Consider the following 21,238-nt stretch of genomic DNA (forward strand, 5'->3'; position numbering starts at 1 on the left):
AGAAGCATATTGCCAAAAATAAATGAATTTTTAGTTGGTTTTTGACTCAGTTCTTTGTTGGCAGCTGGGCTTTCATTTTTTAAGTTTTGTCTCAGTCTCAAAGTGCTTCTTATCAATTAAGTTTTTCATAAGTATCAATGTTTTTTCATAGAGTTTTGCCAAGTTCATAACGCCAAATACACCAACCCGTTCGGTAACTCCCTTTTCAATCAAATCATCAATTGCGAAGTTAAATTCAAATTCAATTTCAAATGATCTTATGTCGAGGCACAACTCACTAATATTTGATATTGTGTTTTCATCTATGTGCAATGAATGTACTTCAATTATTCTTTCTAATTTTTCTCTGAAAATTGAAATTCTGTTCTTTTCATTTGTCAAGAGGTCAAAGCCTTCATTAATTGATAAATTTTTAAAATAATCAGCGACAACCAACTGGACTTTAGGATAAACGATGGGGTTGAAAACGTTAATATTCAGAAGTCCTACAAATCTATGGTTCTTTAAATCTTTCTTGGATGTAAAAATGGCAACTTGATGTCTATGTAGTTCATCATCTTTAAACGGCATCAGACTAAGATACTCGCATATCTCTTGGATTACATATGATGTCTTTCTCAGAATATATTTCTTGTTTTTATTCCGTAGTTGTCTGATTGTAAAATATGGTATAATCTTAATTGCTACGGGAATACTTAAAATAAAGAAAATTAGTCCGACAAGAAAATTTAGCCAAAAGGAATCCCAATCAAGATGTTTCAAGAAATCAATCACATTATATTTCATTTGGATACACTTGAGTCCACGAATAGTTGACACCACAATCCGAGACCATCTTGCCACCATCGAGCCAATCAGCCTGAAGAGTAACAAGTCTTGGACCCATTATTTTCCCTTCTCTTGGATGTCCTGGCGGGTTCTTAAACCCACCAAAGTAAGGTGGGTTTCCTTTAATCATTTTGCCGTCTTCAACCCATTGAATCTCTACAACTTTTGCATGTCTGTCCAAGCGCCAAGAATCTCTTCTTACATAAAACCCTAATCTGCAATTGTTCTTAACGTACATCTGATAAATATTTATTCTTTCTGACATATCAATCAAAGAATTTTATTGTCTGTTAGTCTTTTCAGCCTTGCTGCCAACGTTTGGGCTATATGTAGTTCTGTGCAAAAATGCCACCACTTTTCAGCCATTCAACAAAGTTAGCAAATAATCTCAGAACTTCGGTTAAGCACAAAATACAGCATTACTTATAGCCTCGTGTTGTGCGGTCGGCATCTATTTCACGTGTTTTAATTTTCTACGATTTAAGTATTCTTTAAATTCGGTAAAAGTCATTCCTTTGGTTTCTTTTGCGATTTTTTCTTTTACTTCTCTAAAGTATTTAACTGTGTCAAACTCTTTTTGTTTTTTTTCTGATTTATTCATTTCGTATTATTTCTTTAGGTGAACGAATATCTAATTGTATGTGTCCGTTTTTGATGTTAATTGCATTGTAACCTCTTATTCTGAAAACATTTACTATGTGTTTAAAATTCCAACTTACTAAATAGTCTACTTTATATATGGTCGCACAAGCAATATGCCTACAATCATCAATGCTTGTTTGTCCAACAACTTTTTCTTTCACGTATTCTTCGGCAAGTTGATTAATTTCTTCAGTTATTTCGACAAATTCAGTTTGATTTTTGTCAAGACTCAAAAAATGTTCTTTTACTGTTTCTGGAGCGTTCTCAAGTTCAAACTCACAAAGATCAGAGTAAACACAGATTATTTCTCCGTTTTTAACCATTTCAAAAAGCATTTCAGTTTCTTCTTGAAATTCAACGTCATAAACTCCACCAAAAACAGAAGTGTCAAAATATAGTCTTAATTTTCTCATTTTCTAAAGATAAAAAATCTTTTAGAAATCGAAGTATTTTATGTAGCAGAATTTTTTTTTATGTCGCTTTACAACGTTCAAGTATAAGCGTAGTGCGGATTTCGGAGCAATTCCCTGTCCGCTTACCGCAAAGTTTATTAGAAGCAAAAATGCTCATTTTTATCAGTTCAGCCCGCATTACGCTTATACAATGTTGGCGGTTCGTTGTGTGTCCTGCGTTACTTGGGGATACAAGATAGTGATTAAGTTCATTGAAAACAAGTAACATAACTGTAATTGAGATGAGAGTCTCATTGGTATTTAGAAACGACCCTGGCATTTGTTTCAGGTGGATTCACGTAAAGAGTACGATGAGGATTGGTCTCTCGGCTGGGAGTGATTAGGCACACCAGTCAAACCGCCTTATGGGGCTTTCCTTTCACGGGTTGGTCTTGAGCGATAAGGTTAAATGCACTACCTGTGTTGTTTTCAGAGTAGTTTGCTATGGTAGGAGTAAAGAAGCTGAAAGAGACGAGATTGAACCCTTGTAGAAGTGTCGTAAACAACTTTAGTATTGTCAAAATCGAGGGATGGGCGGTCTTGCGAGAACAGAACTTGACATGATACCTATTTCTGGTCAAGTGGCAATCGGCATAAAGAGGGCAGGAGCTTTGCTTACGGCTCAATTACGGAACAGAGAAGCTAATTAATAGTGCAAAAATACCACAACCCCGAAGGGCAAGGTAGAAAGTAGCGATACTGTTAATTAGTGGCGGATTAGTCTGTAGTAGTGATGAAGTTTCTGTAATGGAAATGGAGCGAAGGGACTGACTTAACAGTTTTAAATTGTATTACAACTAAAGATTTTTTTAGGATGATTTTCAAAGAGAAACAAAAGTCGCAACCGATATTAAAGCGACAGGTATGGGATGCCTTTAAAAAGGTAAAGAGTAACAAAGGTAATTTCAGGTGTTGATAATTTGTCAGTACAAGAGTACATTCACGTCCTATGAAATACTTATATCCTGTATGGAATAGGTTAGCCAGTGGTAGTTATTTTCCAGTACTGTGCGCGAGGTAGAAATACCCAAAGAAGACGGTCGAATCAGGAAGCTTGGCATTCCAACAGCATAAGACCGAACGGCTCAAATGGTAATAAGAGAAGAATTAGAACAGATTGTAGATAAACAGTTTAGTAAAGATTCTTTTGGCTATCGACCAAACAAATCAGCGCATCAAGCCATAAAGCAATGCAGGGAAAACTGCATGAAAATGGATTGGGTGATAGATTTGGATATCAAGAGTTTTTTTGATGAGATAGACCATGACTTAATGCTTAAAGCATTAGGACATTTTACCAAAGAAAAGCATATTCACTTGTATGTAGCACGTTGGTTAAAGGCTCCAATTCAAAAGAAAGACGGTAGTATTCATTCACGAGACAAAGGCACACCACAAGGAGGTGTTATTAGCCCATTACTGGCAAACATTTTCTTGCATGTTGTTTTTGATAAGTGGATTGAGAACAACCACCCGGAAGTAAAGTTTGAGCGCTATGCTGATGATATTATCATCCATTGCGATAATTTTAAACAAGCCTTGCGGACGTTGGAAGCGGTAAAAGCCCGATTTAAACAGTGCAAATTGCAGATAAAAGACGGCAAGAGCAATATCGTGTATTGCAAACGCAACCAAAAGAAGCATCCACCATTTAAGGTTCATTATGTAACATTCGATTTTCTTGGATTTACATTTAAGCCAAGAATGGTAAAGGGCTATTTTGGGAACTTTCATTTGGGATTTACACCGTCAATCAGTCGTAAACGACAGAAACGCATCAATCAAACTTTGTTTAAGATGAAACTTCATCGTATGGTTCATTTACGCCTGCCAGATTTGGCAGGCATAATAGCAGAAAAAGTACGAGGTTGGATTAACTATTACGGCAAAGTAAGAATGAGTGAATTACATTATGTATTCCGTTTCTTGAACATGCGTCTGGCAAAATGGGTACGCAACAAATATCGGAGATTTAGGCGTAAACACTGGTTTTTTGCCTACAAATGGTTACAGGAAACTGCAAAGCATTATCCTAATCTGTTTGTGCATTGGCAATACGGTTTTACGCCATAGACTTGTTAAGAAGAGCCGTATGATGGGAGACTATCACGTACGGTTCTGTGAGAGGTTTAGGGGTAGATTCCCCTTTACCTACTCGACTTTTCAACAATCTATAAAGTTGAAGTTTACCACTACCAATATTTAAATTTACTCTGCTAATTTTCTATAATTGGTTTATATTTATTCCAATTATCTACAATTGCCCAAATATTAATTCCTAATAAAATTAATGCTATTCCAATAGTTGACATTTCGAGAACGAGATGATGCGTAAATATTCCAACAATTACAGGAAGAAGTATTATTGACCCCAAAGCTCTTGTTTTAGGAATAGCAATTAATATTCCTCCAATGATTTCTACGATTGCAACTAATGGAAGTATCCATTTAATTGTCATAAATGCGTTCATAATTTGCATCATTTCTTCAGACATTTCAGGCATTGGCATATAGTGAAAGAATTTGTTTAAACCTGAATTAACCATCATTAATCCAAGTAAGATACATAAGCCAGTTAGAATTTTGTTTTTCATAATTAGTCGGTTTTTTTATGGATTTAATATTATTCACAAATAGAGATTGTTATAATTTGTAAATAGTTTTCAATGCTGATTTAAGAGTGGTTGGCTTTCTGCCTAATATTATTTCTAAATCGTTGGATTTTATTTCATACAGATGGTTTTTAACATCCTCCGTAAAACCTGCCGCAATAAATATGGCTTCTTCTGGAACGCCAAGTTTATTCAGCATCTCAGGAAATTCAGCTGTATTGACATTGTTATATATAACTTCTTTGCCAGAAAGTTCGGTTAATATGCGAGCAACATCTTCATAAGAATATAATTGACCACCAGTAAAGTTATATGTTTTGTTTTCGTGTCGGTCTTCGGCAAGTACTAGGGCTGTTCCTTCTGCCAAATCCTTGCGATAAACAAACGGAACTTTTCCGTCACCAGCCGGAAGGAATATTCCGGTTTCAACAACTTTTTCTCCGGCAAACATTGGTACGGCATCACTATATAATGAGTTTCGCAGAAATGTATATTTAAAACCATTGTTTTTGATATAATCCTCAGTTCGAAAATGATCGTCCAGAAAAGATTTAATTGCAGAACGTGTAATATCGGTTAATGCCACTCCTGTATAAATAATGTGTTTTACTCCGTTTTCTTTGGCAAGATTTATCACATTTTTATGTTGTTCCAAACGGTTTTGGTCAAGACCTGAAATTAATAATAATTTATCAACTCCTTTTAATGCTTTGGAAAGAGAGTCAGTATCGTTATAATTTCCAATTTTGACATCAATACCTTTTTCTTTTAAGTTTTCCCCTTTTTCGACAGTTCGCACTAATGCTGAAATTTTGTTAGGTGGAAATCCTTTTTGAATTAAAAAATCTATAGTTGCACTTCCTAAGTGTCCTGATGCTCCAGTTATTAATATCATATTTTTTAAAATGTATTAGTTTATGAAGACAAAAATACTATCTTTGATATACAAAAAATAGTATGTTACTAAAAAGTATTACTATACTTTTGTATAGTTAACTAAATAAAAATAAGAGAATGAATGAGTTAATAAAAACAAAATCTGTGATGAATTGCCCTAAAAGCTTTGTGCTTGCTGTAAATGATACTTTAAATGTAATTGGCGGGAAATGGAAAATTAGTATTATTGCTTCACTACTTCAGAGTAAAATGAGATTCAAAGATTTACAGGAAGTCATAGTAAAAATAACACCTCGTATGTTATCTAAAGAATTGAAAGAATTAGAGTTGAATGGCGTAGTAAATAGGATTGTACAACCTAGCAAGCCTGTTTTGATTGAATATGAACTTACGGAATCGGGTAAACAATTGTCAGAAGTTATTGATTCAATTATAGATTGGGGTCTTAATCATAGAAGTGTTACTATTAATACTATTAAAAAAGATTAATTTTTTAGGTGTTAGATGCGTTAATAAATTATTTGATTCTTTTAGTCAACCTATTTCAGTACGACCACAGTTTTTTACATTACTGCCAACTAGTATATATCCACAAAAATACACCACTTTTTTAATTTTTAGGCTTGTTTTTATACTTTTTTGCCATTTTGTCTAATGGACTTTCTATCTTTTTAGTGCTTTTTTGACTAATATGAGTATAAACTGTAGTCGTTTTGATACTGCTATAGCCTAAAAACTTTTGTATATATCTTATGTCTGTCCCGCCTTATAACAAATTCTGACTAACGTAAAATTATATCACTGTAAATCAGTTGTTTATATTTTATTCAACATTTCAATTTTCAATCCAAATTTACTCATTTTACGTTAGCCGAGGGACTAAAGTTTCTATGAGTCTATGAGGGATTGCTATCAACGTTTTTCCCCTATGGACTTTAAGTAATTGGCTATATTGATTTTGTACTTTGCCTTAGCATCTATTAAGGCATCTTTTGCTTCTTGGGCTATAGCTCTGGCTTCTAATAAATCTGATAAACTGGTTAAGCCTGCATCATAATTGTTTTCCATTTCTTTTTGGTGTTCTACAGCTTGACTCACGGATGTTTGGGCAATATCAATTTGTTTATAGCTTTCTGTTAAATCTCTATAAGCTTTTGACATTTGCAGTTGCAATAGTTCAGAATTTTGCTTTAAGCTATTTTTTGCAATCTCCATCTTAATTTCATGCTCTTGCTTCTTGTAGGTTCCTCCCCACCAATCTGAAATGGGAATAGATAAGGTTGCAAATACTAATCCGTATGTATTATCCTGATCAATCATATCTAAATACATGCCTCCAACGCCAACAGCTAACTGGGGTAACAATTCCCCATTGGTCATTTTCTTTTGCAATTCTTCAGTTTCAACAGCTTTGTTAAGCATTTTATATTCTTCTCTGTTTTTTAATGCTAAATCTGTTTCTGTATAATAATTTTGAGGAGGTAATATAGTTGTTATAGAATCTATAACATTAAAATTTTCGGTGTATGGTATGCCAAGGTGTTGAGAAAATGTCATTTTTAAAATATCGATTCCATTGTTGAGTTTTAACTTATTTCCTTCAACTTTATTGAGCTCTAATTGTACTTTTAACAGGTCGCTTTTTTTGACCAAACCAGCATCATAAAAATCACCCACTTCTTTAAGCAGTTCTTTTAAGAGTTTTTCATAGTTCCTAAGCGTTATTGTTTTTTCATTTAAGGCTACCAAATTCCAATAATAGTCTTCAGTGGTCACTAGTATTTCAGATTTGGTTAAGTTATACTGGTATTGGGTAACATCTTCATTCACTTCTGCCAATTTATTTCCAGTTCTGATACGTCCACCTGCATATAATGGTTGTACAGCTGTTACCATAGCTGTATTTGCATAATCTAAGGTTTGTATGTTAATGGGTGGCACATACGCAAATTGTGTGGCTGTTTCTAAATGGGCGGGATTACCATCATAAACAGGTAGATCCATGGCATCGGTTTTTATGTCCAAAAAATTCTTGGACGATTTAAATGCAAAGGCAGAAGCACTTACCGTTGGGAAATATTTGGTAAAAGCATTTTTTCTAACCTTTCCAGAAGCTTCCAATTTTAATTGTGACTCTTTTAAACGCTTATTGTTTTCTAGAGCCAATTCTTTACAAGCATTTAATGTAAGTGTTTGAGCAATTGAAGTCGCACCAAAAAACAATAATATCGCTACAATACTTAATTTTTTCATTTTGTTCTTTTTTTTAAAATATTAATCATTTTTTAATGCTTTTGCTGATTTTCTTTCTTCTGAACGACCTATGGATTTCCAATACAGTACTGGTAAAACCAATAGGGTAAGTGCCATACCTGTAAGTAAGCCAAAACAAATGACAGTACCTACCATTCCCACAAGGACGAGCCGCTTTAGAATCATTGGTATTACACCAACTGCTGCTGCTGAAGAGGTTAGAAAAATAGGACGCATTCTACGCTTGCCTGTCGCCAGACCAGCTTCTTCGTAAGACATCCCATGCTTATGTACTAACTGACTTGCGTAGTCTATAAGTATAATGCCGTTTCTTACCACTATACCCACAAGTACCATTATACCTACAAAAGCAGTAAAGCTAAATGGATAGTTCATTACCAACAAGCCTAAGCCTGCTCCAAAAATACTGAGCAGATAGTTGACATAATAAGCAATGCTTTTCTAATTGTTTTAAACTGAAACATCAAAATAAAAAATATGACAATGATACTTACTCCTAAAGAAATAGTCATGGGAATAAAGTTTTCAATAGTTGCCTCATGATCTCCCCCATAGGTAATTACAGTTCCTTCAGGAAGTTCTAAAGCATCTATTAAAGGTCGCACTTCTCTAAAAACATTATCGGCTATACTTCCTCTTACAACATCTCCCATTATGGTGTTGGTGCGTACGCCATTTCTTCGTGAGATAGTGCCTTCTGTCCATTCTGGTTTTAAAGTACTTAGAGAGCGTAAGGGTAATGTTTCAAGTGTTAATAAAGATGTTATGTATTGGTTGCCTAAATCATCAATACTGTTTTTTTGATAGTCTTCCTTAGAAAGAATCACACTAATAGGATAATCGTCTTCCCAAACGGTTGTTAAAGGCATACCATCCAATGAAATTAGCAGTGAAGAAGCCACTAACGATTTTGCGTATCCTAACTGGTTTGCTTTATTCCTGTTCAGTTCCACAGAAATTCCCTGTCTCTTTTCGTCCCAGTCACTTCTTACCCATTCTAAACCTTCGTTAGCTTTTAATATTGAGGTTACTTTGTTTCCAACCGTCTTCAAATCTTTTATATTATTGGAGGCAATCCTGACTTCAATAGGAGCCTTAAAATCCTCCATTGCCAGTTGTTTCCATTTAATATGTGCTTTTGGAAAGGCACCTTTATATTTTACGCTATATTCATCTAGAATTTCTATTGTGGCTTCATTGGATATAGTATTTAGTAAGAGTTGCCCATAGTTTTTTGCTGGTAAATGCGGTGCGTACAAAGCGTTAAACCTTGGAGAACCGTTACCTATAAAACTGGCAATGTTAGTAATGCGTTTGTCTTTGCTTAATATGGTTTCTAAACTGTCTATAACGCTTTCTGTTTTGGAAATAGAGGAGCCTTCTGGCAAATAAACCTCTATAGCAAATTGTTTTCTGTCCATTTCAGGAAACAATTTTTGATCAACATTCATAAAAAACAGTATTCCTATGACTATAGACAGCACTCCTGCAAGTATGGTTGATTTTGGATTTTTAAAACAATATGAAAGTGTTTTATCAAACTGATTTTGCAATAGATCCAACAAACTTTTCCTTTGCTTTTCATCAGGGTTTTTATCCTCTTGATGGAGCCCTTTTTTTATAAACACATAACACATAAAAGGGATTAATAATACAGCGACAAGCATTGATATACTTAATGCAATGCCAATAGTAATAGGTAAACTTCCTGCAAAATCTTTGGCAATGCCTGTTAAGAAAAATAATAGTGGGAAAAATGCGGTACAAATTGCAGCAGAAGCTGTTAACACAGGTATAAACAACTCTGTAGCGGCTTTCCAAGCGGCATCCCAAGGTTTTTCACCATGATCCAACTTTTCTACATGGCTGTCTATTACCACAATAGCATTATCTACTACCATGCCTAGCACGACAATTAAAGTCGCCAATGATACAATATGCAATTGAAGCCCTACCATTTGCATAATTCCAATAGTAATTAAAATGGAAATTGGTATTGATACGGTCGCTACAGTCGCCACTCTAAAGGGCAAGAGCAACATGGTAACAATAATGACTGCAATGATTGCTATCATAAATTCCACTAAAAAATGGGATATGGAATCATCTACCACTTCTGGTAAATTTGATATGGTATTTAGTTGGACATCACTCCCTAATTTTTCTGAAAATTTAGTTAGCACTTCTTGAACGTCTTCTCCAAAATACACGATATTGTTCCCTTTTTGCATTTCTAACGAAAGCAGTAATGCGTTTGTACCGTTATTTTTTATAAAGTTCTCTGGCTTTTCATAACGTCTTTCTATGTAGGCAACATCTTTTAAACGTATAATATTACCCTGAGGATCTGAATATACTATTTGTTCTTCTAAATCTTCTTCTGATTCAAATCTAGGCGGTAAGTGGATTGGTAAATCTAAATCACCATTATCTAAGGTGCCAGAATAATTGATGGATTCTTGTAGTTGGAATGAAGCCAAAACCATTGTTGGCTTTAGGTTAAACTCTTTTAGCTTTTCGGGCTTTATATATACGTAAATTTCTTCTTTTTGTTCGCCGAATGTCTTTATTTTTGAAACAGCAGGTATTTTTCTGATTTCAGCTTCCAAATTATCCATGATCTCACCAAGTTCTCGATAGCTTTTATGATTGGATGACATGGTAATCAACAGTGCAGAGGTGTCTCCAAAATCATTTGTTCCAATAAGTGCCAGAACACCCGTGGGGACTTGTAACTCGTTAAGACCATGTCTTAATTTTGACCAAAACTTATCCGCATTTTTAACATTGGGGTTCAATTCAACATAAATGATCATTTGCCCTTCTTTGGATTGTGAATAGGTTTTTGACTTGTTCACTTCTTCATAACCAAATATATAATCTTCAACAACTTTAGTGAGTCGTTCTTCAACTTCTAATGAGGTAAACCCGGGATAAACACCAATAACCAAACCTTGGCGTACAGTAAACTCGGGATATTCTCGTCTTGGCATATTTTTTAAACCTATAGCACCCAAGATCATAAATACAACCACTATGGAAACCACAATTTGGTAATGCTTCATAGCGACTTCAATAATATTCATTCCTTTTTTCATAAAAATGTACTTATACAATTAAAACACAGTGTGGAAAATTTAGTAACTAACTTTATCATTGTCAGTCAATTTGTGCTGTCCTTCAGTAACTATAATATCTCCCTTTAAAAGTCCTGATACTACTTCAATTTGGTTGTTTTCAAAAGAACCAAGCTCAACCAATTGTTTTGAGACCTTTTTAGATTCTGGGTTGACCTTAAACACATAATTTTTACCATTTTCATCTTTAATTACCGCTCTATATGGGATTGTCAATTTTCCTTCAGACGGCATTAAATTGATATTAACGTCACAAGCCATTCCTGATTTTATTAAAAGATCCTTGTTTGAAATAAGAATTTTCACCTCGTAGGTTTTGGACAATCTGTTAGCTATTACACTTACTTTTTCTATATTTCCCATAAATACTTTGCTTCCTAAAGCAGGAATGATAACGGAAGCTTTTTGGTTTTTTTTTATAGAATTGATCTCATTTTCTGGTACAGATATCCTTACATAGACCTCGTTTAGCGACACTAGATTAAAAATGGGAGTTCCAGGAATAGAAGCTGAACCCACTTCAACATTTCTAGTGCCAATGAATCCTGATGATGGCGCTCGTAAGGTGCAGTTTTCCAGATTTCGCAGAGCCACAAGATTTACAGATTTTGCCTGATCTAATTTTGATATGGCATCCTGCATTTGAATTTCAGGAAGACTGCCCTTGTCGTAAACCGATTTCAGCCTTGCATAGGCATCTTTGGCTTGATTTAAGGTCGCCAAGGTGCCGTTATAGGTGTTCAGTGGAGAACTGTTGTCTATTTGAGCCAATATTTGTCCTTTTTTTACCCAATCTCCTTCTTCCACCATAATGGAAGTTACTACACCTGGAAGCAAAAAACTCAATGGAGTGGACACCTTAGGTTCTACAGTACCATTATAACTAAGCTGATTACCTATAGTGTCTCCCTTTACTTGAAAAATATTTACTTTATAGCCCGCTTTTGTTGCATTGGTATTGGTTGTTTCTTTTTTTTCTGAACAACCTAACATAAGTATTAGGACAACTGCAGGTAAAACTCGGTTTAAAATAATATTCATAATTAAATTCTGTTTAGCGTTTTACTATTAATATTTTCGGTATATAATAATGGAGACAAAGGTGATGTACTTATTTTGTTTAGAAAAGGTCTTAAGTATGCTTAAATTGGTTTAAATAAGGGATTTTTTGATATTTATGAATTTTTCTATTATATTATATCGTATCAAAAAAAAATATTAAAACACTGTATAACAATGCATTGATGTGTTATATAAGAATAAATAGTATTGGTCTAAAAAAGGTTTTATCTTCTTGGTTAGTATGTTTTATGGGCTAAAAAACCACACTGGAATTGAAAACAAAGCAAAATCCATACCTGAAGCCATCACTCGGGTTCTGCTTTTGTGAATAATAGATTTCTAACAAAACCGTCCTTTTTTGGAATCGTGAATAACTCTGCTTTAAATATTTCAACTTCATATTTTAACAGGTGCATTCTCCATAATATCACAAACGATTAAAATCCTTTTTGATTTATGTTAGGATGGTATAAGCCAGAAAAGAACATCAATCTCACTTGAACTAAGTTAAATTTTTTCTGTATGCCGAGGGAGAAATGCCTGTGTTTTTTTTGAAATATTTACCAAAAGACGATTGATCACTAAACTGAAGCTCATCTGCTATTTGAGCTATGGTGAGAGATGAGTTGGCCAATAGGTTTCGAGCTTCTATAGTTACTACTTCATCAATTAATTGCGAGGCTGTTTTGCCTGAAACCTTTTTTAATACTTTTGATAAGTGTCCTGAGGTTACGCATAAAATATCGGCATAAAATTGTACTGTTCTCTCACTTTTAAAATTCTCTTCAAGTATTCTAAAAAATCGAAGGGTCAACTCTTCTTGTCTTGATAATGATGTTTTGTAAGTGGTAATTTGTTTTTTATAAATTGTTGCCAATTCATACATTAAAAGATTAAAAGTGTGCAGGATGATTTCATCTTTATAATAAAAAGCATCATCCATTTTTCCTTGGAGAAATTTTGTGATGGTTTTGAAAATGCTCAATTCTTTTTTGTTAAGAACAAGCTTGAATATATTTTTAGCTATTAAAAAATTAAAAACCTCTATTTCGGTTTTATTAAAGACATTTTTTAATAAAAAATCTAGCGTAAAGCTAATTTCAATAACTTCAAGTTCTTGGCTTATTTCTAAAATATGAGTAACTGTATTGGGAACGATAACAATGATTTCGTTTTTTTGTACTTCATACTTTAGAATGTTGAGTTGTAATTTTATCTTTCCAGAAACAACCAACAAAACAGCGTAATTATCAAACCTAAATGGATATGATAAAGGAACTTCTTTAAATTTATTTTTTGAAGTATGGATATGTAAACCTTCATGCTGTGGTTTTTCTCCAAGAATTTCAATGATGTCGTATATTGTATGTTTTTTAATTTGTTTATTTTCCAACATTAACAGAAATAATCATCTCTCCAAATATAGTATATTTTTAAACCAATTAATGCTTAGTTCCAAAAATCTTATACATGCTAACTGGTGTATGATTGGTTGCAACTTTTTTATTTAATTTAATGTGAGTTCGATTTAAGCTGACAATTTATTTTCAATAATTTCAAGGTTTAGTCGGTAGGATATCATTATTTTACTATTGATTTGCATTAGAGAGTTTTTCCTAATATCTATATCAAACTCGTGTCATTTACTTTAAAAATGCTCATACACTCCAAGCCCAAATAAAGCAAAATCGTATTTAACTGGATCTTTGATATCGAGTTTTCTTAAGTTTTTGTCTAATTCTTTTACAGCTTTAGCATCGTTTTGTTTCCGTTTTAATAATCCTAACTTTCGAGCGACTCTCGCCGTATGAACGTCCAAAGGACAAGACAATAGAGCAGGAGAGAGGTTTTGCCAAATCCCAAAGTCAACTCCATTTTTATCTTGTCTTACAAACCAACGCAACATCATGTTGAGGCGTTTGGTCGCTGAATTTTTTAAAGGATCACTGATGTGTTTTTTGGTGCGTTCTGGACAACCAAAAGCCATAAATTCTCTTTTGAAATGATGAATGGCAGTTTGCAAATTATCATCGACTTGATGCTTGACAAAAATGTCTTCTAAACTATTATATTTTTGATACAATTGTTGTAAAGCCTTGAAAAAATATTTTAAATCTTCAGCATTAAAGGTTCTGTGCACAAATCCGTTACAAGCTTTTAAATCAGATTTACTGTGATTTTTGATAAAATCATAAGGAGAATTCCTCATAATTTTTAGTAGTCTTTCCCCGCTGTTCAAAATACTTTTTCGATTGCCCCAAGCTATGGTTGCAATTAAAAATCCACTGATCTCAATATCTTGTTTTAAAGAAAACTGATGTGGAATTTGAATGGGATCATCTTTGATAAAATCAACCGTATTATAGGTTTCAACTTTATGGTCGAGAAAAGCTTTAAGTTCAGAATGGTTCATCTATCTAATGATTTGCCCATCTTTCATTTCTAATTTTCTATCAGCCATATCCGCTAGTCCTTTGTTATGAGTGACAATCACAAAGGTTTGGTTAAATTCCTCACGCAAATCAAAAAAGAGGTTGTGTAATTGCTCTGCAGTAACAGAATCGAGGTTACCAGAAGGTTCATCGGCTAAAATCACCGACGGATTATTAATGAGTGCTCTCGCTACGGCAACGCGTTGTTGCTCGCCACCACTGAGTTCGCTAGGTTTGTGATGAATACGGTTTTTAAGATTTAAAAACTCTAAAAGTTCTGTAGCTTTGTGTTCGGCTTCTTTTTTGGATATTTTATTGATAAACGCTGGGATACAAACATTTTCAAGTGCAGTAAATTCGGGTAACAATTGATGGAACTGAAAAATAAATCCAATATTTTGATTTCTAAATTTAGCCAAAGCTTTGTTTTTAAGTTTAGCCACATCCACATCATTAATTTTAATGATTGTATTTGCATTTTTATCAGCTTTCTCAAGCGTTCCAACAATTTGCAAGAGCGTAGTTTTACCAGCTCCTGAAGAACCTACAATAGAAACTATTTCACCTTTTTTGATATCAATTGACACATCATCAAGGACTTTTAAGTCACCGTAATGTTTATTAATATGTTTTGCTTGAATCATATTTTGACTAATGAACGACGAAAATACAATTTTTGAAAGTAAAATTTTAGATGTATTAATAAAATAAATTGTGGAATAATTAAGTTCAATTAGGTTAATAATTCTATTAAAGATTTTCAATGATAATTCTCTTGAGCCACGAATGCACGAATAATTTTGAACTCATCCTTGTATAAGTGGTTTTTAAAATACAAATACTTATAATGATTTGTAAAATCTAAATCACCAATTTGGTCAACTTCAAACAAACAATTTTATACTTCTAAACTCACGTAAGAATCATTTTTAGAGGGCAACTCGGTTTCTCCCATCAAATATTGATCCACTTCTCTGGCGGCTTCTCGACCTTCTGAAATGGCCCAAACCACAAGAGATTGCCCGCGGCGTGCGTCACCAGCGACAAATATTGATGGATTTGAGGTTTGATAAGACTTAGCTTTAACCGTTCCAGCTTGAGTTTGCTCAACATCTAAACTTTTTAAAAGTTGATTTTCTGGCTGAGTAAAACCAATAGCTAATAATGCAAGTTCACAGGGAATAAGGCGTTCTGTGCCTTCAATTTCTTGCATTTGTTGGCGACCAGCTTGATTCACCCATTCAATATCCACAAGTTTGATATGTGTTAGCTTGCCTTTTTCGCCTATAAATTCCTTAGTCAACACACTCCACTGGCGCTCGCCACCTTCTTCGTGAGAGGATGAAGTTCTGAGTGTCATTACCAATTTGGCTAAGGATCTTGTTCTGTTCGGCTATTAGGTGGTTTTGGCATAAGTTCTAATTGCAATACCGTAGTCGCAGATTGTCGATGCGATGTACCAATACAATCTGAACCTGTATCACCACCTCCAATAACTACTACATTTTTACCTTTTGCTGAGATTTGGTCTTCAATATCTTGTCCTGAGACTTTTTTATTTTGCTGAGTTAAAAAATCCATAGCAAAATGAATCCCTTCTAAATCTCTACCAGGAATAGGCAAATCTCTTGGCACTGTTGATCCTGTGCAAATGACAATGGCATCAAAATCTTCTTTAAGCTCGTCAGGGTTGATATTTTTACCTACTTCAGCATTTACTTTAAAACGAACACCTTCATCGTCCATAATTTTTATGCGACGCTCGACCACCCATTTTTCGAGTTTAAAATCGGGAATACCGTAGCGCAAAAGTCCACCTATATTAGATTCTCGTTCAAAAACCGTTACCCAATGTCCAGCTTTGTTGAGTTGGTCAGCGACAGCTAAACCTGCAGGACCTGAACCGATAATTGCTATTTTTTTATCCGTGCGTTGCTCAGGCGGATCGACTTTGATGAAACCTAATTCATGTGCTTTTTCAGCTATGGTTTTCTCAATATGTTCTATCGCCACGGGTGGTTTGTTAATCCCTAAAACACAGCTGGTTTCACATGGTGCTGGGCAAATTCTGCCTGTAAATTCAGGGAAATTATTAGTTGAATATAAAATTGAAGTGGCTTCTTCCCAATTTTCTTCGTGCACTGCTTCATTAAACTCGGGTATGATGTTGCCAAGAGGACAACCAGAATGACAAAACGGCACACCACAATCCATACATCTTGCCGCTTGGGTTTTGGTTTTTTCTACAGGGAATTCTTTATAAATTTCTTTAAAATCACCAACCCGTACTTCTGGCGGTCTTGTTTCTGGTAATTCTCTATCGTATTTTAAAAATCCGTCTTGTTCTTTCATTAGGCTACTATTTTTTCCTGTCTCTTTTCCTTTTTTGATTCTAAAATTCTTTTGAAGTCGTGTGGTATAACCTTAATAAATTTGAGTTTAAAGTTTTCAAAATGGTCTAAAATATATTTTGCTTTTTCACTCTTGGTAAATTGATAATGATTTTTAATCAATTCCTTAAGCTCTTCAAAATCTTTATCTTTTGGTTGTTCTAATCCAACCAATCCTTTATTACATTTATTTTCGAAACTGTCATCATCGTCTAAAACATAAGCGATTCCGCCACTCATTCCAGCGGCAAAGTTTTGTCCAGTTTGTCCTAAAACCACAATACGACCACCTGTCATATATTCGCATGCGTGGTCGCCAACACCTTCTACAACGGCTTTTACACCGGAGTTTCGAACGCCAAAACGCTCACCAGCCATGCCATTGATGTATGCTTCACCAGAAGTTGCACCATAAAATGCCACATTGCCGATTAAAATATTTTCATCAGCTTTAAAGGTGGAATTTTCAGGCGGATAAATAATGAGTTTGCCGCCAGATAAGCCTTTTCCGAAGTAGTCATTAGACTCACTCGAAACTTCAAAAGTGATACCTTTTGCCAAGAATGCGCCAAAACTTTGACCAGCAGATCCACTAAATTTATAATGTAAAGTATCGTCATCAAGTCCTTTGGCTTTAAATTTCTTACTAACTTCATGAGATAAAATAGCACCTACGGAACGATTGATATTGATGATATCAAATTCGGCTTTTAAAGGTTGAAGATCTTCAAAAACGGGCTTGGCTTTTTCTAAGAGTTTCCAGTCCAAAACCTCATCCATTTCATAATCTTGTTCAATTTGTTTGTAAACCCCGATTTGTTCTGGAATATGTTCCTGATATAAAATTGGACTTAAGTCTAAATCTTTGAGTTTCCAAAACGGTACATCTTTTCTCACTTTCATAACTTCAGAATGACCAACCATATCATTGATGGTCCTAAAGCCAAGTTGTGCCATGATTTCTCTTAAATCTTGAGCTAAAAATTTAAAATAATTTACTACATGGTCAGGATTACCTGTAAAGAGTTTACGCAGTTCTGGGTTTTGAGTAGCTACGCCTACCGGACAAGTATTGGTATGGCATTTACGCATCATAATACAACCTTCAACTACCAAAGTCGCTGTAGAAATTCCCCATTCTTCAGCGCCAAGTAAGGTTGCTATAGCGAGGTCTCTTCCTGTTCTAATTTGACCATCGGCTTGAACGGTAATTCGACTTCTCAGGTTATTTTTAACTAAGGTTTGATGTGCTTCAGATAAGCCTAATTCCCAAGGTAAACCCGCGTGTCTAATAGAAGTTAAAGGAGAAGCTCCTGTACCGCCATCGGCACCAGAAATCAAGACGACATCGGCGTTGGCTTTAGAAACGCCTGCGGCAACTGTGCCAACACCAGCTTGTGAAACCAATTTAACATTCACACGAGCATGTCGATTGGCATTTTTTAAATCAAAAATAAGTTGAGCTAAATCTTCAATAGAATAAATATCGTGATGCGGTGGTGGAGAAATCAAACCTACACCTGGTGTGGAATGTCTAACCCGACCAATCCATTCATCAACTTTGTGACCTGGCGACTGTCCACCTTCGCCAGGTTTTGCGCCTTGTGCCATTTTAATTTGAAGTTCGTCAGCATTGGCGAGATAATAACTGGTTACGCCAAATCGTCCTGAAGCGACTTGCTTAATGGCAGAACGCTCCCAATCGCCGTTGGGCTTGACTTCAAATCTGGCTTCATCTTCGCCACCTTCACCGCTGTTGCTTTTTGCTCCAATACGGTTCATAGCAATGGCCAGTGTAGAATGGGCTTCATGCGAAATAGAACCAAAAGACATAGCACCTGTGGCAAAGCGTTTCATAATGTTTTCGGCGGGTTCGACTTCAGCTATGGGAATAGGTGTTCTTTTTTTAAATTCAAACAAACCCCTTAAGGTCAAATTGTCCTTGAGTTGGTCATTGATTTTATGAGCAAATTTTTTGTAAAGTGAAAAATCATCTGTTCGTGTAGAGTGTTGAAGCAAATGAATGGTTTCTGGATTAAACAAATGTTTTTCTCCGCGTTGCTTCCATTGGTAAACACCACCAACTTCTAATTTTTGATTGGTTTGTTTATGAGTTGGAAAGGCGTGTCTGTGTCTAACTAAAACTTCCTTAGCTAAGCCGTCAAAATCAATACCGTCTATTCTTGAAATGGTGCCTGTAAAACACTTTTCAATAACAGTTGAATGTAATCCAAGTGCTTCAAAAATCTGTGCACTTTGATAAGATTGCAGAATGCTGATACCCATTTTAGATAAAATCTTAAGAAGTCCATAACCAATAGCCTTTTGATAATTCTCAATAGCTTTTTCTTTAGATAAACCAGATTTAAGTTTTCCTTTATCGTGTAAATTTTCAATTGAACGAATGGCTAAATAAGGATTAACGGCACTTGCTCCATATCCAATTAAGGTGGCAAAATGGTGAGTTTCTCGCGTATCACCAGATTCCACAACGAGTCCTGTTTGTGTTCTTAAGTTTTTTCGAACCAAATGTTGATGTATGGCACCAGTAGCCAGTAAAGACGGAATTGGTGCAGTGTTTTTGTCGATGCCTTTATCAGAAATGATCAAGACTTTTTTGCCATCGAGTGTAGCTTTTTCAGCTTCGAGGCAGATGGCATCTAAACCTTGTTTCAATCGACCAGGTTGGTTATCCGCTTGGAAAACAGCTTTGATAAATGCGTAATCAAAACCTTTAGATTTCAGATGTTTAAATTTTTCAATATCAGCGTCGGTTAAGACTGGTTGAGAAATATGGATTTGCTTGGTATGTAATTCGGTTTCATCTAAAATATTTAAACTTTCACCAACCCGAGTAAAAAGTGACATGACCATACGTTCTCTAATCGGGTCAATTGGCGGATTGCTCACTTGAGCAAAAAGCTGTTTAAAATAATTTGCTATGTGCTGACTTTGCTTACTTAAAATGGCTAAAGGCGTATCTGCACCCATTGAGCCAATTGGTTCAGTGGCACGTTCGACCATATCTGATAAAATAACTTTGAGTTCTTCAGAAGTATAGCCATAAGCCCGTTGACGTTTTAAAAGCGATTTATCAGAAAGCCGTTTTCTGTCAAATTGTGGTTTGGGTTGTAGTCTGAGTTTTATTCTTTGGTTGATGATCCACTGATAATATGGTTTATCTTTTACAATATTATTTTTAATTTCATCATCATATAAAATCTTTTTTTGATTCAAATCTGCCAAAATCATACGACCAGGTTGAAGTCTCCCTTTTTTAATAATGTCTTTTGATTTTATAGGTAGAGCACCAGCTTCTGAGGATAAAATCAATCGATTGTCTGATGTCACGCAATAACGTGCAGGACGAAGCCCGTTTCTATCTAAAGTAGCACATAGACGTTTGCCATCTGTAAAAATTAAGGCTGCTGGACCATCCCAAGGTTCCATAAGCGAGGCGTGATATTTATAAAAGGCTTTTCGTTCTTTGTCAATTGACTTATTATCTTGCCAAGCTTCAGGAACAATCATCATCATGACATGTTCAAGAGGTCTGCCTTCAAGCACTAACATCTCTATAATGGCGTCAAGATTAGCTGAGTCTGAATGTTCTGGATTGGTTACGGGTAATAGTTTTTGAAGCTCGTCATCGCTAAAGACTTTAGATTTAAAGTTAGCTTCTTTAGATTTCATTTTAGTAACATTGCCACGGATGGTGTTGATTTCGCCATTATGGGCTATAAAATGAAAGGGTTGAGCCAATTTCCAGTTCGGAAAAGTATTAGTCGAAAATCTAGAATGCACAATAGCAAAAGCACTTTTAAATTTGGGATTTTGTAAGTCTTCATAATAATGTCTAAGCTGATTGGTTCTGAGTTGACCTTTATAAATAAGACTGCGACAAGACAAACTACAAACGTAAAAGGCTTTGTTGTTGGCTTTAATCTCATTACCTATATAATGAGATGTGTAGTTTCTTAAGACAAATAGTTTACGCTCTAACTCAATTTCAGTTAAATCACCTTTTGCTTGAATAAATACCTGTTTTATTAAAGGTTCAACAGGTTTAGCACCGACACCAGGGATTTTTGAATCAACGGGAACTTTTCTGTAGCCTAATATTTCAAGATTTAGATCTCGTGCATTTTTTTCTAAAAGATCTAAACACTTATCGGCTACTGATTTTATTTTAGGTAAAAATAACATTCCAATACCTAAAAATTTTTCAGGATTACCTTTTAAATTAGCATCTTCTAAAAGAAGTTTTTTAAGGTTGTGGTTAATTTGAATTAAAATACCTGCACCATCACCTGTTTCTGGGTCAGCTCCAGTTCCGCCACGATGCTCCATATTTTCTAGCATTGTGAGTGCATCTGCTATGGTTTTGTGGTTTTGTTTGCCATCAACATTAACAATTGAGCCAATACCACAGGCATCATGTTCAAATTCAGGTTTATATAAAGAATTATTTTTCATTTATAATGCTAACTTTAATGTTAAAAATTTAAGCAA

At 34.8% G+C, this 21,238-nt stretch carries 16 protein-coding genes and 1 pseudogene; 2 read left to right on the plus strand and 15 right to left on the minus strand.

Annotated features, from left to right (window positions below; translation table 11 throughout):
- Nucleotides 1-72: 72 nt before the first annotated feature.
- From IGB25_RS00615 to IGB25_RS00630, 4 genes are all read right to left on the minus strand, one after another.
- The gene (locus tag IGB25_RS00615) at nt 73-786 is read right to left on the minus strand and encodes a hypothetical protein (RefSeq protein ID WP_211065726.1); all 714 of its coding nucleotides are present in this window, start codon (nt 784-786) and stop codon (nt 73-75) included.
- Nucleotides 776-1,066 (minus strand): hypothetical protein, encoded by a 291-nt coding sequence (locus IGB25_RS00620; RefSeq protein WP_211065727.1) that lies wholly within the window; start codon nt 1,064-1,066, stop codon nt 776-778. Before IGB25_RS00620 ends, IGB25_RS00615 begins: the two co-directional genes overlap by 11 nt.
- Before the next feature lie 213 nt (nt 1,067-1,279).
- Entirely contained in the window at nt 1,280-1,429 is a 150-nt protein-coding gene (locus IGB25_RS00625; protein ID WP_211065728.1) for a hypothetical protein, read from the minus strand.
- Complete coding sequence (locus IGB25_RS00630) at nt 1,422-1,883, minus strand: type II toxin-antitoxin system VapC family toxin (protein WP_211065729.1); 462 nt, start codon at nt 1,881-1,883, stop codon at nt 1,422-1,424. The genes IGB25_RS00625 and IGB25_RS00630 overlap by 8 nt, the downstream gene beginning before the upstream one ends.
- Before the next feature lie 1,128 nt (nt 1,884-3,011).
- Here IGB25_RS00630 and IGB25_RS00635 point away from each other — a divergent pair.
- Nucleotides 3,012-3,995, plus strand: coding sequence for a reverse transcriptase domain-containing protein (locus IGB25_RS00635; RefSeq protein ID WP_211065654.1), 984 nt, complete (start codon nt 3,012-3,014; stop codon nt 3,993-3,995).
- Nucleotides 3,996-4,138: 143 nt separating this feature from the next.
- Here the strand turns inward: IGB25_RS00635 and IGB25_RS00640 are convergent, their stop codons facing one another.
- Nucleotides 4,139-4,516, minus strand: coding sequence for a DoxX family membrane protein (locus IGB25_RS00640; RefSeq protein ID WP_211065730.1), 378 nt, complete (start codon nt 4,514-4,516; stop codon nt 4,139-4,141).
- A gap of 49 nt (nt 4,517-4,565) precedes the next feature.
- Entirely contained in the window at nt 4,566-5,429 is an 864-nt protein-coding gene (locus tag IGB25_RS00645) for an SDR family oxidoreductase (protein ID WP_211065731.1), read from the minus strand.
- Nucleotides 5,430-5,548: 119 nt separating this feature from the next.
- Between IGB25_RS00645 and IGB25_RS00650 the strand changes: the two genes are divergently transcribed.
- Nucleotides 5,549-5,920: a helix-turn-helix domain-containing protein gene (locus IGB25_RS00650; protein ID WP_211065732.1), complete on the plus strand. Its 372-nt coding sequence runs from the start codon at nt 5,549-5,551 to the stop codon at nt 5,918-5,920.
- A gap of 423 nt (nt 5,921-6,343) precedes the next feature.
- Here the strand turns inward: IGB25_RS00650 and IGB25_RS00655 are convergent, their stop codons facing one another.
- The 9 genes and pseudogenes from IGB25_RS00655 to gltB form a co-directional block, all read right to left on the minus strand.
- Nucleotides 6,344-7,684, minus strand: a complete 1,341-nt coding sequence (locus IGB25_RS00655) for a TolC family protein (RefSeq protein ID WP_211065733.1) — start codon at nt 7,682-7,684, stop codon at nt 6,344-6,346.
- 21 nt (nt 7,685-7,705) lie between these two features.
- Nucleotides 7,706-8,080 (minus strand): efflux RND transporter permease subunit, encoded by a 375-nt coding sequence (locus IGB25_RS15105; protein WP_211065734.1) that lies wholly within the window; start codon nt 8,078-8,080, stop codon nt 7,706-7,708.
- 11 nt (nt 8,081-8,091) lie between these two features.
- On the minus strand, nt 8,092-10,803 hold the full coding sequence (locus IGB25_RS00665; protein ID WP_211065735.1) for an efflux RND transporter permease subunit: 2,712 nt from the start codon (nt 10,801-10,803) through the stop codon (nt 8,092-8,094).
- A gap of 39 nt (nt 10,804-10,842) precedes the next feature.
- The gene (locus IGB25_RS00670; RefSeq protein ID WP_211065736.1) at nt 10,843-11,883 is read right to left on the minus strand and encodes an efflux RND transporter periplasmic adaptor subunit; all 1,041 of its coding nucleotides are present in this window, start codon (nt 11,881-11,883) and stop codon (nt 10,843-10,845) included.
- A gap of 523 nt (nt 11,884-12,406) precedes the next feature.
- The gene (locus IGB25_RS00675; RefSeq protein WP_211065737.1) at nt 12,407-13,297 is read right to left on the minus strand and encodes an AraC family transcriptional regulator; all 891 of its coding nucleotides are present in this window, start codon (nt 13,295-13,297) and stop codon (nt 12,407-12,409) included.
- 255 nt (nt 13,298-13,552) lie between these two features.
- The gene (locus tag IGB25_RS00680) at nt 13,553-14,317 is read right to left on the minus strand and encodes a TIGR02757 family protein (RefSeq protein ID WP_211065738.1); all 765 of its coding nucleotides are present in this window, start codon (nt 14,315-14,317) and stop codon (nt 13,553-13,555) included.
- Nucleotides 14,318-14,980: an ABC transporter ATP-binding protein gene (locus IGB25_RS00685; RefSeq protein ID WP_211065739.1), complete on the minus strand. Its 663-nt coding sequence runs from the start codon at nt 14,978-14,980 to the stop codon at nt 14,318-14,320.
- Between the two features lie 254 nt (nt 14,981-15,234).
- Nucleotides 15,235-16,688, minus strand: a pseudogene (locus IGB25_RS00690) (glutamate synthase subunit beta).
- The gene (gene gltB / locus IGB25_RS00695) at nt 16,688-21,202 is read right to left on the minus strand and encodes a glutamate synthase large subunit (protein WP_211065740.1); all 4,515 of its coding nucleotides are present in this window, start codon (nt 21,200-21,202) and stop codon (nt 16,688-16,690) included. Before gltB ends, IGB25_RS00690 begins: the two are co-directional and overlap by 1 nt.
- Nucleotides 21,203-21,238 lie beyond the last annotated feature (36 nt).

It is taken from the genome of Flavobacterium sp. CS20 (assembly GCF_018080005.1).
Lineage (GTDB): Bacteria > Bacteroidota > Bacteroidia > Flavobacteriales > Flavobacteriaceae > Psychroflexus.

Excerpts from the sequence above, each read along its gene's own strand:
- IGB25_RS15105 (WP_211065734.1), bottom strand. The coding sequence starts at position 8,080 with ATGAACTATCCATTTAGCTTTACTGCTTTTGTAGGTATAATGGTACTT.
- IGB25_RS00645 (WP_211065731.1), bottom strand. The coding sequence starts at position 5,429 with ATGATATTAATAACTGGAGCATCAGGACACTTAGGAAGTGCAACTATA.
- IGB25_RS00665 (WP_211065735.1), bottom strand. The coding sequence starts at position 10,803 with ATGAAAAAAGGAATGAATATTATTGAAGTCGCTATGAAGCATTACCAA.
- IGB25_RS00670 (WP_211065736.1), bottom strand. The coding sequence starts at position 11,883 with ATGAATATTATTTTAAACCGAGTTTTACCTGCAGTTGTCCTAATACTT.
- IGB25_RS00650 (WP_211065732.1), top strand. The coding sequence starts at position 5,549 with ATGAATGAGTTAATAAAAACAAAATCTGTGATGAATTGCCCTAAAAGC.
- IGB25_RS00630 (WP_211065729.1), bottom strand. The coding sequence starts at position 1,883 with ATGAGAAAATTAAGACTATATTTTGACACTTCTGTTTTTGGTGGAGTT.
- IGB25_RS00635 (WP_211065654.1), top strand. The coding sequence starts at position 3,012 with ATGGTAATAAGAGAAGAATTAGAACAGATTGTAGATAAACAGTTTAGT.
- IGB25_RS00625 (WP_211065728.1), bottom strand. The coding sequence starts at position 1,429 with ATGAATAAATCAGAAAAAAAACAAAAAGAGTTTGACACAGTTAAATAC.
- IGB25_RS00680 (WP_211065738.1), bottom strand. The coding sequence starts at position 14,317 with ATGAACCATTCTGAACTTAAAGCTTTTCTCGACCATAAAGTTGAAACC.
- IGB25_RS00655 (WP_211065733.1), bottom strand. The coding sequence starts at position 7,684 with ATGAAAAAATTAAGTATTGTAGCGATATTATTGTTTTTTGGTGCGACT.
- IGB25_RS00685 (WP_211065739.1), bottom strand. The coding sequence starts at position 14,980 with ATGATTCAAGCAAAACATATTAATAAACATTACGGTGACTTAAAAGTC.
- IGB25_RS00620 (WP_211065727.1), bottom strand. The coding sequence starts at position 1,066 with ATGTACGTTAAGAACAATTGCAGATTAGGGTTTTATGTAAGAAGAGAT.
- gltB (WP_211065740.1), bottom strand. The coding sequence starts at position 21,202 with ATGAAAAATAATTCTTTATATAAACCTGAATTTGAACATGATGCCTGT.
- IGB25_RS00615 (WP_211065726.1), bottom strand. The coding sequence starts at position 786 with ATGAAATATAATGTGATTGATTTCTTGAAACATCTTGATTGGGATTCC.
- IGB25_RS00640 (WP_211065730.1), bottom strand. The coding sequence starts at position 4,516 with ATGAAAAACAAAATTCTAACTGGCTTATGTATCTTACTTGGATTAATG.